The following is a 19,111-nucleotide window of genomic DNA, read 5'->3' as shown; positions in this document are numbered from 1 at the left end:
AGCCAAGAGAGAGCCCGTCATGTCCCAGTTGCCATCCTTGAGCCAGTTACGCGATCCCCATGCCTTTCTGCGCCGCCACCTCGGCCCCGATGCCGCCGAGCAACAGGCGATGCTCGACAGCCTCGGCCTCGGCAGCCGGGTCGAACTGATCGAACAGACCGTGCCGCCGGGCATTCGCCTCAACCGCGAGCTGGACCTGCCGCCGGCGCTGGACGAGCAGGCAGCGCTGGCCAAACTGCGTGGTTATGCCGAACAGAATCAGGTCTGGACCAGCCTGATCGGCATGGGCTACCACGGCACCCTGACCCCGACCGTCATCCTGCGCAACGTGCTGGAAAATCCCGGTTGGTACACGGCTTACACGCCTTACCAACCGGAAATCGCTCAGGGCCGGCTCGAAGCGTTGCTCAACTTTCAGCAACTGACCATCGACCTCACCGGCCTTGAACTGGCCAACGCTTCGCTGCTCGATGAAGCCACCGCCGCCGCGGAAGCCATGGCCCTGGCCAAGCGCGTGGCGAAGTCGAAGAGCAATCTGTTCTTCGTCGACGAAAACTGTCATCCCCAGACCATTTCCGTGGTGCAGACCCGCGCCGAAGGCTTCGGCTTCGAGCTGATCGTCGACGCTGTGGATAACTTGAAGCAGCACCAGGTGTTCGGCGCATTGCTGCAATACCCCGACACCCACGGCGAGATCCGCGACCTGCGACCCTTGATCGATCACCTGCACGCGCAGCAGGCGCTGGCCTGCGTCGCGACTGACCTGTTGAGTCTGTTGCTGCTGACCCCGCCGGGCGAACTGGGTGCCGACGTGGTGTTCGGTTCATCCCAGCGCTTTGGTGTGCCGATGGGTTACGGCGGCCCGCACGCGGCGTTTTTCGCCAGTCGCGAGGAATACAAACGAGCGATTCCCGGGCGGATCATCGGCGTATCGAAAGATGCCCGTGGCAACGTCGCGCTGCGCATGGCCCTGCAAACCCGCGAGCAGCATATTCGTCGGGAGAAGGCCAATTCGAACATCTGCACTGCCCAGGTCCTGTTGGCCAACATCGCCAGTTTCTATGCGGTCTATCACGGCCCGGAAGGGCTGAAACGAATCGCCCAGCGCGTGCACCGGCTGACCTGCATTCTCGCCGCCGGGCTCGACCGCCATGGCATCCAGCGCCTCAACCAACACTTCTTCGACACCCTCACGCTGGACGTGGGCGGGGCGCAAACCGCGATCATCGAAAGCGCCCGGGCCGCGCAGATCAACCTGCGCATCCTCGGTCGTGGCCGACTGGGTCTGAGCCTTGACGAGACCTGTGATGAAAGCACCGTGGCCAGACTGTTCGATGTGCTGCTGGGCGCCGATCACGGGTTGAACGTCGCTGATCTCGACGCTGAAACGCTGGCCTCCGGCATTCCCGACACGCTGCAACGCAGCACGCCGTACCTGCGCCACCCGGTGTTCAACGCCCATCACAGCGAAACCGAGATGTTGCGCTACCTCAAGCAACTGGAGAACAAGGATCTGGCGCTTAACCAGTCGATGATTCCGCTGGGCTCCTGCACCATGAAACTCAACGCCACCAGCGAGATGATCCCGATCACCTGGCCGCAATTCGCCAACCTGCACCCGTTCGTGCCCCGGGAGCAGGCGGTCGGTTACACGCTGATGATCGAAGAGCTGGAGCGCTGGCTGTGTGCGATCACCGGGTTCGATGCAATCTGCATGCAGCCCAACTCCGGCGCCCAGGGCGAGTACGCCGGGTTGCTGGCGATCCGCAAATACCACGAGAGCCGCCAGCAGGGCGCGCGGGATATCTGCCTGATTCCTTCTTCGGCCCACGGCACCAACCCGGCCTCGGCGCAGATGGCCGGGATGCGCGTGGTGATCGTCGAGTGCGATGAGGCGGGCAACGTTGATCTGGAGGATTTGAAAGCCAAGGCGTCCGAGGCCGGGGCCAAGTTGTCGTGCCTGATGGCGACCTACCCGTCGACCCACGGCGTGTACGAGGAAGGCATCAGCGAAATCTGCGAAGTTATCCACCAGCACGGCGGCCAGGTATACATGGACGGCGCTAACCTCAATGCCCAGGTCGGGTTGGCGCGGCCGGCGGACATTGGCGCCGACGTGTCACACATGAACCTGCACAAGACCTTCTGCATACCCCACGGCGGAGGCGGGCCGGGCATGGGGCCGATTGGTGTGCGTGCGCATCTGGCGCCATTCGTTGCCAACCATCCGGTGATTCCGATTGACGGACCGCATCCGCAGAACGGTGCGGTCAGCGCCGCACCGTGGGGCAGTGCGAGCATTCTGCCGATCAGCTGGATGTACATCGCGATGATGGGGCCACAACTGGCGGATGCCAGCGAGGTGGCGATCCTCGCGGCCAATTATCTGGCGCAGCATCTGTCCGGTGCTTTCCCCGTTCTGTACACCGGCCGCAACGAGCGGGTCGCCCACGAATGCATTCTGGATCTGCGGCCGCTGAAAGCGCAGACCGGCATCAGCGAAGAAGACGTCGCCAAACGCCTGATGGATTACGGCTTTCATGCACCGACCATGTCGTTCCCGGTGCCGGGCACCTTGATGGTCGAGCCGACCGAAAGCGAGTCCAAGGCCGAACTGGATCGCTTCATCGGCGCGATGTTGAGCATCCGTGCAGAAATCACCGAGGTGCAAAACGGCAACTGGCCGGCCGAGGACAACCCGCTCAAACGGGCGCCGCATACCCTGGCCGATATCACCGGCGTGTGGGAGCGGCCGTACAGCATCGAGCAGGGCATCACGCCGGATGCACACACCAAGGCGCACAAATATTGGCCGGCGGTGAACCGGGTCGATAACGTCTACGGCGACCGCAACCTGTTCTGCGCTTGCGTGCCGGTGGACGATTACCGCTGAACAGCGGGCAAAAAAACGCCGCTCGTGTGAGCGGCATTTTTGTTTGTCCGGAAGGTTATTCCGACGCCACGGCGTTCTTCGCCAGAATCGCGTTCGCCAGTTCCATGTCCGTTGCCTGCAGGCCCGGGTTGTCGGCGCGGACTTTCTGCATCGCCGCTTCCAGGTACGGGCCACGGATACCGCCGTCGCTGGCGACGAAGCTGCCAGCATCGTCCTGGGCGGCAACGATCAGTTTGTGATCCTTGAAGGTCAGGTAGGTCGAGCCGGTGGTGGCACCGGACGAAATGACGTTACGCCAAAAGCTGTCGGCCATCGCTGAACCAACAGGGAGGGACAGCAAGGCGAGGGTGGCGACAGCAAGTTTGAGACGCATGTTGGGTGACTCCACTGGTGTTGAATAACCGGTTGGATCGCCGTTTCCCCGATCCGGTTCCGTGAGCGGCTATTTCTGCTCGCTCTGTGGTGTCACCCGCAATACTTCTTCAAGCGTTGTCAGCCCCGCCGCGACTTTCTGCGCGCCGGACAATCGCAGGCTGCGCATGCCTTCCTTGAAGGCCTGGCGACGGATCGCGGTGAGATCGGTGTCGGGGCTGATCAAGGCCTTGAGGCTGTCGCTCAGTTGCATGATTTCGTAGACCCCGGCGCGACCGTGATAACCGGTGTCGCGGCACTCCAGGCAACCGATGGCCCGTTGCGCATTGCCCGGCAGCGGCGCCTGCCACGGCCGGGTCAGGGTTTGCCAGTCTTCTTCGTCCAGCGTCAGCGGCGCCTTGCAGTGCGGACACAGTGTGCGCACCAGGCGTTGCGCCATCACGCCAAGCACGGTGGCCTTGATCAGGTAATGCGGCACGCCGAGTTCCAGCAGACGGCTGATGGCGCTCGGCGCGTCGTTGGTGTGCAGGGTCGAGAGCACCAGGTGCCCGGTCAGCGCCGCCTGGATCGCCATTTCGGCGGTTTCCAGGTCGCGGATCTCGCCGATCATGATGATGTCCGGGTCTTGCCGCATCAGCGCCCGCACGCCGGCGGCGAACGTCAGGTCGATGTTGTGCTGGACCTGCATCTGGTTGAAGGCCGGCTCGACCATCTCGATCGGGTCCTCGATGGTGCAGAGGTTGACCTCCGGCGTCGCCAGTTTTTTCAGCGTGGTGTACAGCGTAGTGGTCTTGCCGGAACCGGTCGGGCCGGTGACCAGGATGATGCCGTTGGGCTGGCGGGTCATGTCCTGCCAGCGCCGCAGGTCGTCGGCGGAAAAGCCCAGCTGATCGAAATCCTTGAGCAGCACCTCCGGGTCGAAGATCCGCATGACCATTTTTTCGCCGAACGCGGTGGGCAGGGTCGACAGCCGCAACTCGACTTCACCGCCGTCCGGAGTCTTGGTCTTGACCCGGCCGTCCTGGGGTTTGCGCTTCTCGGCGACGTTCATCCGGCCAAGGCTTTTCAGGCGACTGACGATGGCCATCGTCACCTGCGGCGGGAATTGATAGACGTTGTGCAACACACCGTCGATGCGAAAACGCACCGTACCTTGCTCGCGCCGGGGTTCGATGTGGATATCGCTGGCCCGCTGCTGAAAGGCGTACTGGAACAGCCAGTCGACGATGTTGACGATGTGCGCGTCGTTGGCATCCGGTTCCTGATCGCTGGCGCCGAGGTTGAGCAGTTGTTCGAAGTTGCCGAGGTTGCCGCCCTGCGCATCGGCATTGCTGGCGCCGCTGACCGATTTGGCGAGACGGAAGAATTCGACGCTGAAACGCTGAATGTCCGCCGGGTTGGCCACCACCCGTTTGATCGGCAGTTTCAGCACGTGAGTCAGATCGGCCTCCCAACCGCTGACGTAGGGCTGTGCGCTGGCCACGGTGACCGCGTCGCGGTCGACCGACACCGCGAGGATCTTGTGGCGCTGGGCAAAGGCATAGGACATCAGCGGCGTGATGGCGGCGACGTTGATCTTCAGCGGATCGATCCGCAGGTACGGCTGGCCGGCCTGTTGCGCGAGCCACAGGGTCAGGCTTTCCAGGTCGAGGTGTTTGCCCGGACGGCTGAGGTCGTCCAGTTGCTGGCTGGCGATGAATTCCAGCGGGTGCTTCTGGCCGTGGGCGGCATGCCGGCGCCGGGCATTCAACGCCTGCTCGGCCGAGTCCTGGCAGATGAAACCCTGGGCGACCAGTTCACGCAGTACCTCATTGAGATCCAGCCAGCGGTCCTGAGTGGCGAGTTGAACGGACATGCGGGCTCCTTTTGAACGACAGTGCGCAAAGGATAGTCGTGGCCCCGCCGACCGTTGGGCCACTACCCGACGAAGACGTTTCGGTTCTTGTCAGCCGGCCGCCTGTGCCGGCGCATTCCACGCCGCTTCGGGGTTTTGCAGGTCCACCGAGCAGACGCTGATCAGGTTACGAAGTTTTTCCGCGATCACCTGGGCGCGGTGCCAGCTCAGGCCACCCATGACGATGTCGATCGACAGCAAGTCGTCCAGCCGCTGGACATTGACCTGTTCCGGGGTGAGGCACTGCAAGGCGAACAGGTTCAGCACCCGCACCAGCAAATCCGGCTCGGCCTCGGCCAGGATCTGGTATTGCGCAAGGCAATGGGCGTTGCTGGCGTTCCACACATCGGCACGGGGCGCGGGGGTGTTCACGGCTTCGAGGTGTGGCATGGCAGGTCTCCGGAATCAGTGGAGGAATTTTTACATTCGATGCCGGGCATTTCTTGTCTAAGATGAGCTGATCAGGCGATTGGTAAGGTTGATCAATTCGCCATTAGCTTATTTTGGGGATTATTTATGCACAGCGAGCTGGACAGCTACGACCGGCGCATTCTCGCCCTGCTGCAAGAGGACGCTTCCTTGTCCAGCGCACAGATCGCCGAACAGGTGGGTCTGTCGCAATCGCCGTGCTGGCGGCGGATTCAGCGGATGAAGGAGGAGGGGATCATTCGCGGCCAGGTGACCCTGCTCGATCGCAAGAAAATCGGCCTGAACACGCAGATCTTCGCCGAGATCAAACTCAACGCCCACGGCCGTTCGAACTTCACTGAGTTCACCGAGGCGATTCGCGGCTTTCCCGAAGTGCTGGAGTGTTACGTGCTGATGGGGGCGGTGGATTTTCTGTTGCGGATCGTCGCGGCAGACATCGAGGCGTATGAGCGGTTCTTCTTCGAGAAGCTGTCGCTGGTGCCGGGGATTCAGGAAGTGAACTCGATTGTGGCGTTGTCTGAGATCAAGTCCACGACCAGTTTGCCGGTACTGCGTTGATGATCGTTCCCACGGGTGGGAACGATCATCATCCGGGGGTTACATACGCAACAGCATTTTCCAGGCGCGGTTCTGATACACCGCAATCGCCTGATGCTTGCGTGCATCGAGCAGTTCGTCGGTGATGGTCGGCTCGTTGGCCAGTTGCGCGAGTTTGTTCAGCTCGCCGTACAGGCGATCCATTTCCGGGATCTCCAGCACGTTGCGCGCGTGGTGCAGCCAGACCTGGATGCGTTCGATGCGCGGCAATTGCTCGGCCAGATCTTCCGGCTGCTGCTGATAACGCTGCAGTTGCAGCGAAGTGGCTTCTTCGCCCAGCAGGCGCGGCAGCCAGCTTTGCAACTGCGCGGCACCCTGGCGATTGCCACGGGTGTTGCGGTCAGCCGTCCAGGTGCGGGCCAGCAACCAGCGCGAAGCGTTCAGCGAGAACAGGCCCCAGCGCGGGTCTTCCAGTTCTTCGAGGAACTGCTCAGGCGCGGCCTTGCGCACGTCTTCGTCTTCGATGCCGACCTGTACCAGCGGGCGCCAGTCTTCCAGCAAGGCGTCCAGCGCAACGCGCAAGTCGTGGGTCGACGGACGCGGTGCGGCCTGGCCGAGGCTGCTGAGCAGGGCGCGCATTTCCGCGAGGTTCTCGACCCAGTCCTGCAACAGGCGCCAGTGGCCGTTGAAGCGATACTGTTCGGCCAGACGCTGGCTGCTGCCGAGCAAGTGCCAGGCCAGGGCGGCGAAGGCGTCGTCCAGCGGGGTTTCGGCGGTAATGGCCGGCGCCGGCAGGCTCAGCGAGTAGCTATTGGCGTCGTACAGGCGATAGCCGCGCTCGGCCTTGCTGATGTCGCACGGCATCAGGGCCAGGGTTTCGGCCAGTTCGGCGGCCAGTTCCAGCAGCGCGGCAGGCTCGCCTTCGCGCAGCTCCAGTTCCAGCTCACAGATTTCTTCTTTCTGTTTGCCGACTACCACGTGGCCCAGGTCCAGCGCGGCTTCGATGACCACTTTGGTCTTGCCACGGCCCCAGGCGATTTCGGCGCGCTCGCGGACGAAATCGGTGGTGAAGATCGGCTTCAGGGTTTTCTTGTCCAGCTCGGCGAGGGACTCGGGCCAGCATTCACCGTCGAGTTTTTTCACGTCGAGCTTGGCTTTGGGCAGGTTCCAGTCGTACTCGTTACGCTCGGACAGGCCGGCGACGCTCTGGCCACGGGTCTTGAGGGTCTGAATGACTTCTTCGCCGTCCTTGCGCAGACGCAGGGCAACCTTGGCCCGGGCCAGGTCACGCTCAGGCGTGTCGAAATACTGATTCATCAACTCACGGCGTTCCCAGCCACTTTTGTTGCGTTTTTTCAGGAGAGGGTGCTCGCGCAGGGCGGCGAGGGTTTCGCGGCTGACGCGGAGTTTGATTTCGGTTTCTTTCTGCATGGCCGGAAAATCCAGGATCGGGAGCGCAGCCGGGGGAATGTGTGGCTGCCAAGGCCGTGCAGTGTACAGGACTGAACCTTCCTACGCTTTGCGGCGGTTTATTCTCGGCGCCGGATGGTTCTATGATGAACCTCAATCCGGGAGTTGGAGTCAGCGATGCCTTTGCCGTCCATGCAAGACCAGTTCGCTGCACTGATCGCCACGCCGTCGGTCAGTTGCACCCAGCCGGGCCTCGACCAGTCCAACCGGGCGGTGATCGATCTGCTCGCGGGTTGGCTTGGCGACCTGGGTTTCAGTTGCAACATCCAGCAGGTCAACCCCGGCAAATTCAATCTGCTCGCCAGTTTCGGCAGCGGCCCCGGCGGGCTGGTGCTGGCCGGACACAGCGACACGGTGCCGTACGACGATGCGCTGTGGAAAACCGACCCGCTGAAACTCACCGAAGTCGACGGCCGCTGGGTCGGCCTCGGCAGTTGCGACATGAAGGGCTTCTTCGCCCTGATCATCGAAGCCGTGCAACCGCTGCTCGATCAATCCTTCAAGCAGCCGCTGCTGATCCTCGCCACCTGCGATGAAGAAAGCTCGATGTCCGGTGCCCGTGCGCTGGCCGAAGCGGGGCGACCGCTGGGCCGGGCGGCAGTGGTCGGCGAGCCGACCGGGCTCAAGCCGATCCGCATGCACAAGGGCATCATGATGGAGCGCATCGATATCCTCGGGCAGAGCGGCCATTCGTCGGATCCGCGCCTGGGGCACAGCGCCCTCGAAGCGATGCACGATGCCATCGGCGAACTGCGCGGCCTGCGCCTGTTGTGGCAGCGCGAATTCAACAACCCGCAGTTCAGCGTGCCGCAGCCGACCATGAACTTCGGCTGTATCCACGGTGGCGACAACCCCAACCGCATCTGCGGTCAGTGTTCGCTGGAGTTCGACCTGCGGCCGTTGCCGGGGATGGACCCCAAGCTCTTGCGCAGCGAGATTCTGCGCAAGCTCAACCCGGTCGCCGAGCGGCATAAAGTGAAGATCGATTACGCGCCGCTGTTTCCCGAAGTGCCGCCGTTCGAACAGGCCGAAGACGCGGAACTGGTGCGAATTGCCGAAAAACTCACCGGCCACAAGGCCGAAGCGGTAGCGTTCGGCACCGAAGCGCCTTATCTTCAGCGCCTTGGCTGCGAAACCATCGTACTCGGCCCCGGCGACATCGCCTGTGCGCACCAACCGGGCGAGTACCTCGAAATGTCACGTTTGCAGCCTACCGTGCATCTATTGCGGCAGTTGATCGAACATTACTGTCTCAAAGCTGTATAAATTGCCCACACACCCACCCGTATTCATGAGGAGAGCGCGCGTGTCGCCAAGCCTGTTCCGACGATAACCATCAGCCCGCTGTGCGTTTTCCGTTCTGCCCTTTTTCCGGCTGCTATTTATTACAGGCCCAGGTTCATGCCCGAATACGTCAATTGGCTTCGCCACGCGTCTCCTTATATCAATGCTCACCGCGATTGCACCTTCGTCGTCATGCTTCCGGGCGACGGCGTGGAGCATCCGAATTTCGGCAACATCGTCCATGACATCGTGCTGCTGCACAGCCTCGGCGTGCGGCTGGTACTGGTTCATGGTTCGCGTCCGCAAATCGAAACCCGCCTTGCCGCACGCGGCCTGACCCCGCATTACCACCACGGCATGCGCATCACCGATGCCGCGACGCTGGAGTGCGTGATCGATGCGGTCGGCCAGTTGCGCATCGCCATTGAAGCGCGGCTGTCGATGGACATGGCCTCTTCGCCGATGCAGGGCTCGCGCCTGCGGGTGGCCAGCGGCAACCTCGTGACGGCGCGGCCGATCGGCGTGCTGGAAGGTGTCGACTATCACCACACCGGCGAAGTGCGCCGGGTCGACCGCAAAGGCATCAACCGCCTGCTTGACGAGCGCTCCATCGTATTGCTGTCGCCGCTGGGGTATTCGCCGACCGGTGAAATCTTCAACCTGGCCTGCGAAGACGTGGCGACCCGCGCCGCCATCGATCTGGGCGCCGACAAGCTGCTGCTGTTCGGCGCCGACCTCGGTCTGATCGACGAAAACGGCAAACTGGTGCGCGAACTGCGTCCGCAACAAGTGCCGGCACATTTGCAGCGTCTGGGCAGCAACTATCAGGCGGAACTGCTCGATGCCGCTGCCGAAGCCTGTCGTGGCGGCGTGGCGCGCAGCCATATCGTCAGCTATGCCGAGGACGGCGCGCTGCTGACCGAACTGTTCACCCGTGACGGTGGCGGTACGCTGGTGGCCCAGGAGCAATTCGAACTGGTGCGCGAGGCGGCGATTGAAGACGTCGGCGGCTTGCTTGACCTGATCAGTCCGCTGGAAGAGCAGGGCATTCTGGTGCGCCGTTCCCGTGAAGTGCTGGAACGCGAGATCGAACAGTTCAGCGTGGTCGAACGTGAAGGGATGATCATCGCCTGCGCGGCGCTGTATCAGATTGCCGATTCGGATGCCGGCGAGCTGGCGTGTCTGGCGGTGAATCCTGAGTATCGCCATGGCGGTCGCGGCGACGAATTGCTCGAGCGCATCGAGACCCGTGCCCGGGCGCAAGGCCTGAAAACCCTGTTCGTTCTCACCACCCGCACCGCCCACTGGTTCCGCGAGCGTGGCTTCGAACCAAGCAGCGTCGAACGCCTGCCGGCGGCGCGGGCTTCTCTCTATAACTACCAGCGCAATTCGAAGATCTTCGAAAAGTCGCTGTGATGTGACGCCCCCATCGCGAGCAGGCTCGCTCCCACAAAGGTTCACTGAACCGGTGAGGGAGCGAGCTTGCTCGCGATAGCGTTTATTCGGCTACAAACTTCGCACTGACGTATGGCGAGTAGTCAGGCAAAACACTTTCGACCTTGCCCTGTTCCTTCAAGAATTTCGCCGTCTCACCAATCGCCTTCGCCGTGCCGCCGTCCAGCAGCGCCGTGGTCTGTTGCGCCTTGGCGTCCGGGAAGGCTGAACCGGCGAGCAATTCCGGAACGTCGGCAGGATTGGCACCGGTCAGTTTGGCGATTTTCTGTACAGGCACCGAGTCGGCCGTCCAGCTGTCTTTATGGGCCGCGTAATCAGCGAACGAGTCCAGGGTCACCTTGGCGAACCTGGCCACGACTTCAGGATGCTTCTCGGCAAAGTCCTTGCGCGCGACCCAGACTTCGAAGGTCGGCGCGCCCCATTGGCCGACCTGCGCGGCATCGGTCAGGGTCTTGCCGGTTTTGCGGATTTCACCCAGCGCCGGCGACCAGACAAAGGCGCCGTCGATGTCGCCACGTTTCCAGGCCGCCGCGATTTCTGCGGGTTGCAGGTTCACCACTTTGACTTTCGAGGTGTCCAGGCCCCAGTGCTTGAGCGCGCCGAGCAGGCTGTAGTGGGAGGTGGAAACGAACGGGGTGGCGATGGTCTTGCCGATCAGGTCTTCGGGCTTGTTGATACCGCTGCCGTTACGCACCACCAGCGCTTCTGCGGCATTGATCTGCGCCGAGACGATAAAGGCCACGATCGGCAGATTGCGCGAAGCGGCGGCCGCCAACGGACTGGAGCCGAGGTTGCCGATCTGCACATCGCCGGAGGCGATGGCTGTCACAACTTCCGGGCCGCTGTTGAACCGACGCCAGTCGATTTTCTCGCCGATGGCCTTCTCGTACACGCCGTCGGCCTGGGGGACTTTGCTTGGGTCGATACCGGTCTGGTAGCCCACAGTGAGGTTGACGGCATGGGCTGAAAAAGAAATCAGCGCCGACACACAAACTGTAACAAATTGACTAGATAGTGCGCGTTTGGCCATCATGGCGTCGCCTTTTCGATAGGGTTTGACGAATCGGGGTTGCGTCAAAGCTAATCGATCTAAAAAAAGGCTAACAAATACCATTTAGTAATGAGCTTAGTCGCCGATACGCTGTATCCCGGTGAAGATGGCAAATGGCTGGCCATATAGCCGAATGGTATGAAAAAGAATGAATAAATTCTTTTTCGGTTTATCAGGAAGTCTTTACCCTGCAGGGACCAAATCACTGCGATTAGACCTTGGTCGTAGACATACAAGGTTACGATTGACTTGTCAGTCACGGTCTGGCGCTAATCGCGCATCTTAGGATCCAGGGGCATCAGACCCCGGACCAGGAACACAAGAATTAGAAACGAGAGGAGCGAAACATGAACAAGTCCACCTTGGCCCTGGCCGTGGCCGTAGGGGTTTTGGCGCAGCAGGCAGGCGCCGCCGGTTTCATCGAAGACAGCAAGGCCACTCTGGGTCTGCGTAACTTCTACATCAACACTGACAACCGCGATGGCGCTGGCGCCAACAAGAACGAAGAGTGGGGCCAAGGCTTCGATCTGCGTTTCATCTCCGGCTACACCCAAGGCACCGTAGGCTTCGGTATTGATGCCATCGGCCTGCTGGGCGTGCGTCTGGATTCGGGCGGCGGCACCAACGGCAACAGCGGCACCGCTTACGGCGGCACTGTGTTCCCGAGCGAGTCCAACGGCAAAGCAGTGGACAACTTCTCCAGCCTGGGTCTGACTGCCAAAGCCAAGATCTCCCAGACCGAACTGAAGCTGGGCACCCTGCAACCGAAAAACCCGGTGATCGTGACCAACGACGGTCGTCTGCTGCCACAAACCTGGCAGGGCGGTCAGATCACTTCCGGCGAAATCAAGGACCTGACCCTGGTCGGTGGTCAGATCGAAGCCGTGAAAGGCCGTAACTCCAGCAACAACGAAAACCTGTCCATCGGCGGTGCAAACACCCGTGGCGCTGGCTTCCGTGACAGCAACAAGTTCATCTACGCCGGTGGCGACTACAAGATCACCAAAGACCTGACTGCCCAGTACTACTACGGCAACCTGGAAGACTTCTACAAGCAGCACTTCCTGGGTCTGGTACACAACTGGGCCATCGGCCCGGGCGTATTGAAGTCTGACTTCCGTTACTTCAACAGCTCCGACGACGGCAAGAACGGCACTGATCCGGCCTACTACAGCAGCGGCAACTACACCGGTTTCCGTTCCGGTCGTGGCGAAGTCGACAACAACCTGTACAGCGGCCTGTTCCTGTACACCGTTGAAGGTCACACCTTCGGTGGCGGTTACCAGGTTTCCAACGGCAGCTCCGACTTCCCTTGGCTGAACCAGGGCGACGGTTCGTCGAACTACACCATCACCGATATGCAGATCCAGAAGTTCGGTCGTGCTGGCGAGAAAACCTGGCAGGCACGCTACTCGTATGACTTCGCTAAAGTCGGCGTACCTGGCCTGACCGCCGGTGTGGTTTACCTGAAAGGCGATTCGATCGACACCGTTGGCACCAACGGCCGCGAAAACGCTTCGAACCGTTCCGAGTGGGAACGCGACTTCACCATCGGTTACGTCGTACCGGAAGGTCCGTTCAAGAACGTCGGCCTGATGTGGAAAAACGCTGTATGGCGCACCGACCTGCCGAACACCCGTTCGCAGGACGAAAACCGCCTGATCGTCAGCTACTCGATCCCGCTGCTGTAATAGCGCGCTCCTGCACTGATGTAAAAAAGCCCCGTCCGGCATCGCGCCGGACGGGGCTTTTGCGTTTTCGGGTCCGGCTCACCCCCGTAAGCCTTCCCCGATGTCCCCTCTTTACAGCAACTCAAGGCCTTCTCGAACCTTGAGGGCGATGTTCGTCGCGATGCTGCGGGGCGTCCAGTGAACAGATGTTTAATATTCAATAAAGATATAGATATCTAGTTATTTATTCTTTTTCAGAAGAACGAATCACGAGCTACAGTTGAGGTCTCCAACCACTCATCAGGAGCCGCACCATGAGCCTCAGACTTGGCGATATCGCCCCCGATTTCGAACAGGATTCCAGCGCCGGCAAGATTCGTTTCCACGAATGGCTGGGCGACAGCTGGGGCGTGCTGTTTTCCCACCCGGCAGACTTCACCCCGGTGTGCACCACCGAGCTGGGCTTCACCGCCAAGCTCAAGGACGAGTTCACCAAGCGCGGCGTGAAGGCCATTGCACTGTCGGTCGACCCGGTGGACTCGCACCACAAGTGGATCGAGGACATCAACGAAACCCAGAACACCATCGTCAACTTCCCGATCCTGGCCGATGCCGATCGCAAGGTGTCCGATCTGTACGATCTGATTCACCCGAACGCCAACGACACCCTGACCGTGCGTTCGCTGTTCGTGATCGATCCGAACAAGAAGATCCGCCTGACCATCACCTACCCGGCGAGCACCGGGCGCAACTTCCACGAAATCCTGCGGGTGATCGACTCGCTGCAGCTCACCGACAACTACAAGGTGGCCACCCCGGCCAACTGGCAGGACGGTGAAGAAGTGGTGATCGTGCCGTCGCTCAAGGACGAAGACGAAATCAAGCAGCGCTTTCCGAAGGGCTATCGCGCGGTGAAACCGTACCTGCGCCTGACCCCACAGCCGAACAAGTGAATCAGTAAATTTTGCGGTGTAGTCACCACCGCTTTCGCGAGCAAGCCCGCTTCCACATTCTGGAATGCGTTCCCCTGTGGGAGCGGGCGTGTTCCGGGCGGCGTTCCGACGAAGGCGTCGGCTTGAGCGACACAGAATTCAGAACCACGATGCAGGGAATTTCAGGCCGTTTCGACGGCCTTTTTTTTCGACTGGAAAAACCTCAATCTTATATCTCTTAATTGCATAACCAAATGAATAAATATGATTTATGGATATATAAATCAACTGGTAAGGTCACTCACATTGAAGCGAGATCGCAACCCGCGAATCGCCTGTAGCGTGCAAGGAATTTTCTGAATGCTGGTCGTCTCACTCGGTGGCAGTCCCAGTCAACGTTCCCGCTCCGGGGTGTTGCTGGAACGCTCGCAACGCTGGTTGCAGCAGCAAGGGGTGGAAGTGGTGAGTTATCAGGTGCGGGACTTCCCGGCCGAAGACCTGCTCCACGCCCGCTTCGACAGCCCGAAGGTGCTCGACTTGCTGCAACAGATTGAAAGCGCCGATGGCCTGCTGATCGCCACGCCGGTGTACAAGGCGTCGTTTTCCGGTGCCCTGAAGACCGTGCTGGATCTGCTGCCCGAGCGTGCGCTGAACCACAAGATTGTTTTACCGATGGCTACCGGCGGCAGCATCGCTCACATGCTGGTGGTCGATTACGCCCTCAAGCCTGTGCTGTCGGCGTTGAAGGCCCAGGAAATGCTGCAAGGGATTTTTGCCGAGGACAGCCAGATCGCCTACGGCGAAGGCAGTGCCCAGGCCCAGTTGGCACCGGCGCTGGAGCAGCGGTTGCATGAAGCGCTGGACCAGTTTGTCAGCGCCATCGCCCGCCGGCCGAAGCCGCTGGAGCCGGGGCTGCTGAACGAACGTTTGTTGAGTGCTCGCTGGAGCATTTGAGCCACACCGAAACTTGAAGTACTCACCTTACTCAGCCGCCAACGGCCAAGCAGGTGCAGCCAAAACCCAACAGCAAAAAGGAGAGCGCTATGCGCACTGTATTTTTGCGTCGTGGTCTGGTCGCTCTGTTTGCTGCGGCTGTGTCCTTCGGCGCCATCACCCAAGCTCAAGCTGAAACGCTACGAATCGGTTATCAGAAGTACGGCACTTTGGTGCTGCTCAAAGCCAAGGGCACCCTGGAAAAACGTCTCGCCGCCCAAGGCGTCGACGTGCAATGGACTGAATTCCCCGGCGGCCCGCAACTGCTCGAAGGCCTGAACGTCGGCTCGATCGACTTCGGCGTCACCGGCGAAACCCCGCCGGTCTTTGCCCAGGCGGCCGGTGCCGATCTGCTCTACGTCGCCTACGAGCCACCAGCGCCGAACAGCGAAGCGATCCTCGTGCCGAAAGATTCGCCGATCAAATCGGTGGCGGATCTCAAGGACAAGAAAGTCGCCCTGAACAAAGGCTCCAATGTTCACTACCTGCTGGTGCGTGCGCTGGAAGATGCCGGCCTCAAGTACACCGATATTCAAACCGTATTCCTGCCGCCGGCCGATGCCCGCGCCGCGTTCGAACGTGGCAGCGTCGACGCCTGGGTCATCTGGGACCCGTACCAGGCCGCCGCCGAGAAGCAACTGCAAGCGCACACCCTGCGTGACGGCAAAGGCATCGTCGACAACCACCAGTTCTACCTGGCGACCAAACCCTACGCACAGAAAAATCCCGAGGTGATCAAGACCCTCGTGGAAGAAGTGCGCGCCGTCGGCGAGTGGTCCAAGGCCAACCCGGAAGACGTGACCCAACAGGTGTCGCCGCTGCTCGGCCTGCCGGCAGACATCACCCTGACCTCGGTGAAGCGCCAAGGCTACGGCGCGCTGTTCCTGACCCCGGAAGTGGTCGCCGCGCAACAGAAAATCGCCGACACCTTCTACCAGCTCAAGCTGATTCCCAAGCCGTTGAGCATCAAGGACGTGATCTGGACCCCACCGGCCGCTGTGGCCCAAAGCTCGGTCACCCAAGCCCAGTAAATCGAATCCCCAAGGAGACCACTCCATGAGCCTCAACATCTTCTGGTTCCTGCCTACCCACGGCGACGGCCATTACCTTGGCACCGCCGAAGGCGCCCGCGCCGTCGATCACGGCTATCTGCAACAGGTCGCGCAAGCGGCGGATCGCCTGGGTTTCGGCGGCGTGCTGATTCCCACCGGCCGTTCCTGCGAAGACTCGTGGCTGGTGGCGGCCTCGCTGATCCCGGTGACCCAGCGTCTGAAGTTCCTCGTCGCCCTGCGCCCCGGGATCATTTCCCCGACGGTGGCAGCGCGTCAGGCAGCAACGCTGGATCGGTTGTCCGGCGGTCGTGCGCTGTTCAACCTGGTGACCGGTGGCGATCCGGAAGAGTTGGCCGGCGACGGTCTGTTCCTCGATCACGAAGCGCGCTACCAGGCCTCGGTGGAATTCACCCGGATCTGGCGCCGCGTGCTGGAAGGCGAAACCGTGGATTACGACGGCGAGCACATCAGCGTGAAGGGCGCCAAATTGCTCTATCCGCCGATCCAGCAACCGCGTCCGCCGCTGTATTTCGGTGGTTCGTCGGAAGCGGCGCAGGATCTGGCCGCCGAACAAGTGGAAATGGTCCTGACCTGGGGCGAGCCACCCGCAGCCGTTGCCGAGAAGATCGAACAGGTTCGCGCCAAGGCCGCCAAGCTCGGCCGCACCGTGCGCTTCGGCATTCGTCTGCATGTGATCGTGCGGGAAACCAACGCCGAGGCCTGGCAAGCGGCGGATCGCCTGATCTCGCATCTGGACGACGACACCATCAAACGTGCCCAGGCTTCGCTGGCGCGGTTCGATTCGGTCGGCCAGCAACGCATGGCCGCGCTGCACGGTGGCAGCCGCGACAACCTCGAAGTCAGCCCGAACCTGTGGGCGGGCGTCGGTCTGGTGCGCGGCGGTGCCGGTACCGCGCTGGTTGGCGACGGTCCGACCGTGGCTGCACGGGTGAAGGAATACGCGGATCTGGGCATCGATACCTTCATCTTCTCCGGTTATCCACACCTCGAAGAGTCGTATCGGGTGGCCGAACTGCTGTTCCCGCACCTCGACGTCGAGCGCCCGGAATTGCCGAAAAGCGCCGGTTACGTCAGCCCGTTCGGGGAGATGGTGGCCAACGACATTCTTCCCAAAGCCGCGTCCCAGAGCTGAGGCGCCGCCATGAAGAAATTTATCCACAGCCTCGCGCCCTGGGCGTTGCCGGTGTTGTTGCTGGCGGTGTGGCAGTTGTCGGTGTCGGCCGGTTGGCTGTCGACGCGGATTCTGCCGGCGCCGGTGGCGGTGATCGAAGCCGGCGTGAGCCTGGTGCGCAGCGGCGAAATCTGGACGCACCTGGCGATCAGCGGCTGGCGCGCCGCGCTGGGCTTCACCATCGGTGGCAGCATTGGCCTGGTGCTGGGTTTCATCACCGGCCTGTCGAAGTGGGGCGAACGCCTGCTCGACAGCTCGGTGCAGATGATCCGCAACGTGCCGCACCTGGCGCTGATTCCGCTGGTGATCCTGTGGTTCGGCATCGACGAGTCGGCGAAGATTTTCCTGGTGGCATTGGGCACCTTGTTCCCGATCTACCTCAACACCTATCACGGCATCCGCAACGTCGATCCGGCGCTGGTGGAAATGGCACGCAGTTATGGCCTGTCCGGTTTCAGCCTGTTCTGGCAGGTGATTCTGCCGGGCGCGCTGCCTTCGATTCTGGTCGGCGTGCGTTTCGCTCTGGGCTTCATGTGGCTGACGCTGATCGTGGCGGAAACCATCTCCGCGAGCTCCGGCATCGGTTATCTGGCGATGAATGCCCGCGAGTTCTTGCAGACCGACGTGGTGGTGCTGGCGATTCTGCTGTACGCGGTACTCGGCAAACTGGCCGACCTCGCGGCCCGTGGACTTGAACGTGTGTGGCTGCGCTGGCATCCGGCGTATCAAGTGGCGAAAGGAGGTGCGGCATGACCGCTCAACAACCTCCACGCCTGCTGCGCGGGATTCCGCTGGCGGTGCGCAACCTGCAAAAGACTTTCGGCTCGCGGCAGGTACTGCGTGACATCGATCTGCACATTCCGGCAGGGCAGTTTGTCGCCGTGGTCGGGCGCAGCGGATGCGGCAAGAGCACATTTCTGCGCTTGCTTGCCGGCCTCGATCAACCCACTGGCGGCGATTTGCTCGCCGGTGCCGCACCGCTCAGCGATGCGCGGGATGACACCCGGTTGATGTTCCAGGAAGCGCGACTGCTGCCGTGGAAAAAGATCATCGACAACGTCGGTCTCGGCCTCAAGGGCAACTGGCGTGCGCAAGCCTTGCAGGCGCTGGATGCAGTCGGCCTCGCCGATCGCGCCAATGAATGGCCGGCGGCACTGTCCGGTGGGCAGAAGCAGCGCGTGGCGCTGGCCCGAGCCTTGATCCATCAGCCGCGTCTGCTGTTGCTCGACGAGCCGCTGGGCGCACTGGATGCGCTGACCCGGATCGAGATGCAGCAATTGATCGAACGTCTCTGGCAACAGCATGGTTTCACCGTGTTGCTGGTGACCCACGACGTCAGCGAAGCGGTGGCGATTGCCGACCGGGTGATTCTGATCGAGGACGGCGAAGTCGGTCTCGACCTGCAAGTGGAGCTGCCGCGCCCTCGGGTGCGGGGCTCCCATCGCCTGGCCGCGCTGGAAACCGAAGTGCTCAACCGAGTGTTGTCCCTGCCCGGCGAGCCGCCGGCGCCGGAACCCGTTTCACCCTTGCCTACGCAACTGCGTTGGGCTCAATAACTCAAGCAAACGACAGGAATCAATGCCATGACTATCAAAGCCATCAACGTACGCAACCAGTTCAAAGGCGCGATCAAGGAGATCGTTCTCGGCGACGTGCTGTCGGAAATCGACGTGCAGACCGCTTCCGGCATCGTCACGTCGGTGATCACCACCCGTTCGGTCAAGGAGCTGGAACTGGAGGTCGGCAGCGAAGTGATCGCCTTCGTGAAATCCACCGAGGTGTCCATCGCCAAGTTGTAAGGGCGTGGAACAAAAACAACCCCGAAGGGTGTGAGCCCTTCGGGGTTTTTTGTGTCTGACTGGAAATCGGCGGTGCGGCCTTCGCGAG

At 61.5% G+C, this 19,111-nt stretch carries 17 protein-coding genes; 12 read left to right on the top strand and 5 right to left on the bottom strand.

All coding sequences use genetic code 11. The features are described from left to right. Window positions 1-19 precede the first annotated feature (19 nt). A complete protein-coding gene (gene gcvP, locus ACTJK9_RS17925) occupies window positions 20-2,893 on the top strand; it encodes an aminomethyl-transferring glycine dehydrogenase (protein WP_440815192.1) in 2,874 nt (957 codons plus the stop codon). A 55-nt stretch (window positions 2,894-2,948) separates the two neighbouring features. Here the strand turns inward: gcvP and ACTJK9_RS17920 are convergent, their stop codons facing one another. From ACTJK9_RS17920 to ACTJK9_RS17910, 3 genes are all read right to left on the bottom strand, one after another. Further along, the gene (locus ACTJK9_RS17920) at window positions 2,949-3,266 is read right to left on the bottom strand and encodes a DUF2388 domain-containing protein (RefSeq protein WP_007951791.1); all 318 of its coding nucleotides are present in this window, start codon (window positions 3,264-3,266) and stop codon (window positions 2,949-2,951) included. A 69-nt stretch (window positions 3,267-3,335) separates the two neighbouring features. After that, the gene (locus tag ACTJK9_RS17915; protein ID WP_064379973.1) at window positions 3,336-5,120 is read right to left on the bottom strand and encodes a GspE/PulE family protein; all 1,785 of its coding nucleotides are present in this window, start codon (window positions 5,118-5,120) and stop codon (window positions 3,336-3,338) included. A 90-nt stretch (window positions 5,121-5,210) separates the two neighbouring features. Beyond that, window positions 5,211-5,549 (bottom strand): hypothetical protein, encoded by a 339-nt coding sequence (locus tag ACTJK9_RS17910; protein WP_085612029.1) that lies wholly within the window; start codon window positions 5,547-5,549, stop codon window positions 5,211-5,213. A gap of 126 nt (window positions 5,550-5,675) precedes the next feature. Between ACTJK9_RS17910 and ACTJK9_RS17905 the strand changes: the two genes are divergently transcribed. Then, window positions 5,676-6,146, top strand: a complete 471-nt coding sequence (locus tag ACTJK9_RS17905; RefSeq protein WP_007951785.1) for an Lrp/AsnC family transcriptional regulator — start codon at window positions 5,676-5,678, stop codon at window positions 6,144-6,146. 39 nt (window positions 6,147-6,185) lie between these two features. On the opposite strand, the gene ACTJK9_RS17900 is transcribed toward ACTJK9_RS17905, so the two are convergent. Beyond that, window positions 6,186-7,556: a CYTH domain-containing protein gene (locus tag ACTJK9_RS17900; RefSeq protein WP_007951783.1), complete on the bottom strand. Its 1,371-nt coding sequence runs from the start codon at window positions 7,554-7,556 to the stop codon at window positions 6,186-6,188. Window positions 7,557-7,712: 156 nt separating this feature from the next. Between ACTJK9_RS17900 and argE the strand changes: the two genes are divergently transcribed. Then, window positions 7,713-8,861 (top strand): acetylornithine deacetylase, encoded by a 1,149-nt coding sequence (argE, locus tag ACTJK9_RS17895; RefSeq protein ID WP_440815187.1) that lies wholly within the window; start codon window positions 7,713-7,715, stop codon window positions 8,859-8,861. 135 nt (window positions 8,862-8,996) lie between these two features. Continuing rightward, a complete protein-coding gene (gene argA, locus ACTJK9_RS17890; protein WP_007951778.1) occupies window positions 8,997-10,295 on the top strand; it encodes an amino-acid N-acetyltransferase in 1,299 nt (432 codons plus the stop codon). A gap of 82 nt (window positions 10,296-10,377) precedes the next feature. On the opposite strand, the gene tauA is transcribed toward argA, so the two are convergent. Then, a complete protein-coding gene (tauA, locus tag ACTJK9_RS17885; protein ID WP_440815184.1) occupies window positions 10,378-11,367 on the bottom strand; it encodes a taurine ABC transporter substrate-binding protein in 990 nt (329 codons plus the stop codon). Window positions 11,368-11,732: 365 nt separating this feature from the next. Between tauA and ACTJK9_RS17880 the strand changes: the two genes are divergently transcribed. The 8 genes from ACTJK9_RS17880 to ACTJK9_RS17845 all read left to right on the top strand — a co-directional run bounded on the left by ACTJK9_RS17880 (window position 11,733) and on the right by ACTJK9_RS17845 (window position 19,023). Then, on the top strand, window positions 11,733-13,076 hold the full coding sequence (locus tag ACTJK9_RS17880) for an OprD family porin (RefSeq protein WP_064600252.1): 1,344 nt from the start codon (window positions 11,733-11,735) through the stop codon (window positions 13,074-13,076). Window positions 13,077-13,369: 293 nt separating this feature from the next. Next, window positions 13,370-14,008 carry a peroxiredoxin gene (locus ACTJK9_RS17875; RefSeq protein ID WP_011336455.1) on the top strand — a complete coding sequence of 213 codons (639 nt, stop codon included), beginning with the start codon at window positions 13,370-13,372 and terminating at the stop codon, window positions 14,006-14,008. Between the two features lie 339 nt (window positions 14,009-14,347). Continuing rightward, entirely contained in the window at window positions 14,348-14,941 is a 594-nt protein-coding gene (gene ssuE, locus ACTJK9_RS17870) for an NADPH-dependent FMN reductase (RefSeq protein WP_440815180.1), read from the top strand. An 89-nt stretch (window positions 14,942-15,030) separates the two neighbouring features. After that, entirely contained in the window at window positions 15,031-16,011 is a 981-nt protein-coding gene (locus ACTJK9_RS17865) for a sulfonate ABC transporter substrate-binding protein (RefSeq protein ID WP_440815178.1), read from the top strand. A 25-nt stretch (window positions 16,012-16,036) separates the two neighbouring features. Continuing rightward, the gene (ssuD, locus tag ACTJK9_RS17860; RefSeq protein ID WP_011336452.1) at window positions 16,037-17,185 is read left to right on the top strand and encodes an FMNH2-dependent alkanesulfonate monooxygenase; all 1,149 of its coding nucleotides are present in this window, start codon (window positions 16,037-16,039) and stop codon (window positions 17,183-17,185) included. Between the two features lie 9 nt (window positions 17,186-17,194). Continuing rightward, window positions 17,195-17,977: an aliphatic sulfonate ABC transporter permease SsuC gene (gene ssuC / locus ACTJK9_RS17855; protein WP_011336451.1), complete on the top strand. Its 783-nt coding sequence runs from the start codon at window positions 17,195-17,197 to the stop codon at window positions 17,975-17,977. Then, window positions 17,974-18,780 carry an aliphatic sulfonates ABC transporter ATP-binding protein gene (ssuB, locus tag ACTJK9_RS17850; protein WP_064600238.1) on the top strand — a complete coding sequence of 269 codons (807 nt, stop codon included), beginning with the start codon at window positions 17,974-17,976 and terminating at the stop codon, window positions 18,778-18,780. Before ssuC ends, ssuB begins: the two co-directional genes overlap by 4 nt. A 27-nt stretch (window positions 18,781-18,807) precedes the next feature. Next, window positions 18,808-19,023 carry a TOBE domain-containing protein gene (locus ACTJK9_RS17845; RefSeq protein ID WP_007953520.1) on the top strand — a complete coding sequence of 72 codons (216 nt, stop codon included), beginning with the start codon at window positions 18,808-18,810 and terminating at the stop codon, window positions 19,021-19,023. Window positions 19,024-19,111: the final 88 nt, after the last annotated feature.

Source organism: Pseudomonas sp. 22082 (assembly GCF_052046055.1).
Classification (GTDB): Bacteria; Pseudomonadota; Gammaproteobacteria; order Pseudomonadales; family Pseudomonadaceae; genus Aquipseudomonas; species Aquipseudomonas pharyngis.
This window is presented reverse-complemented; position numbering and strand designations above follow the sequence as displayed.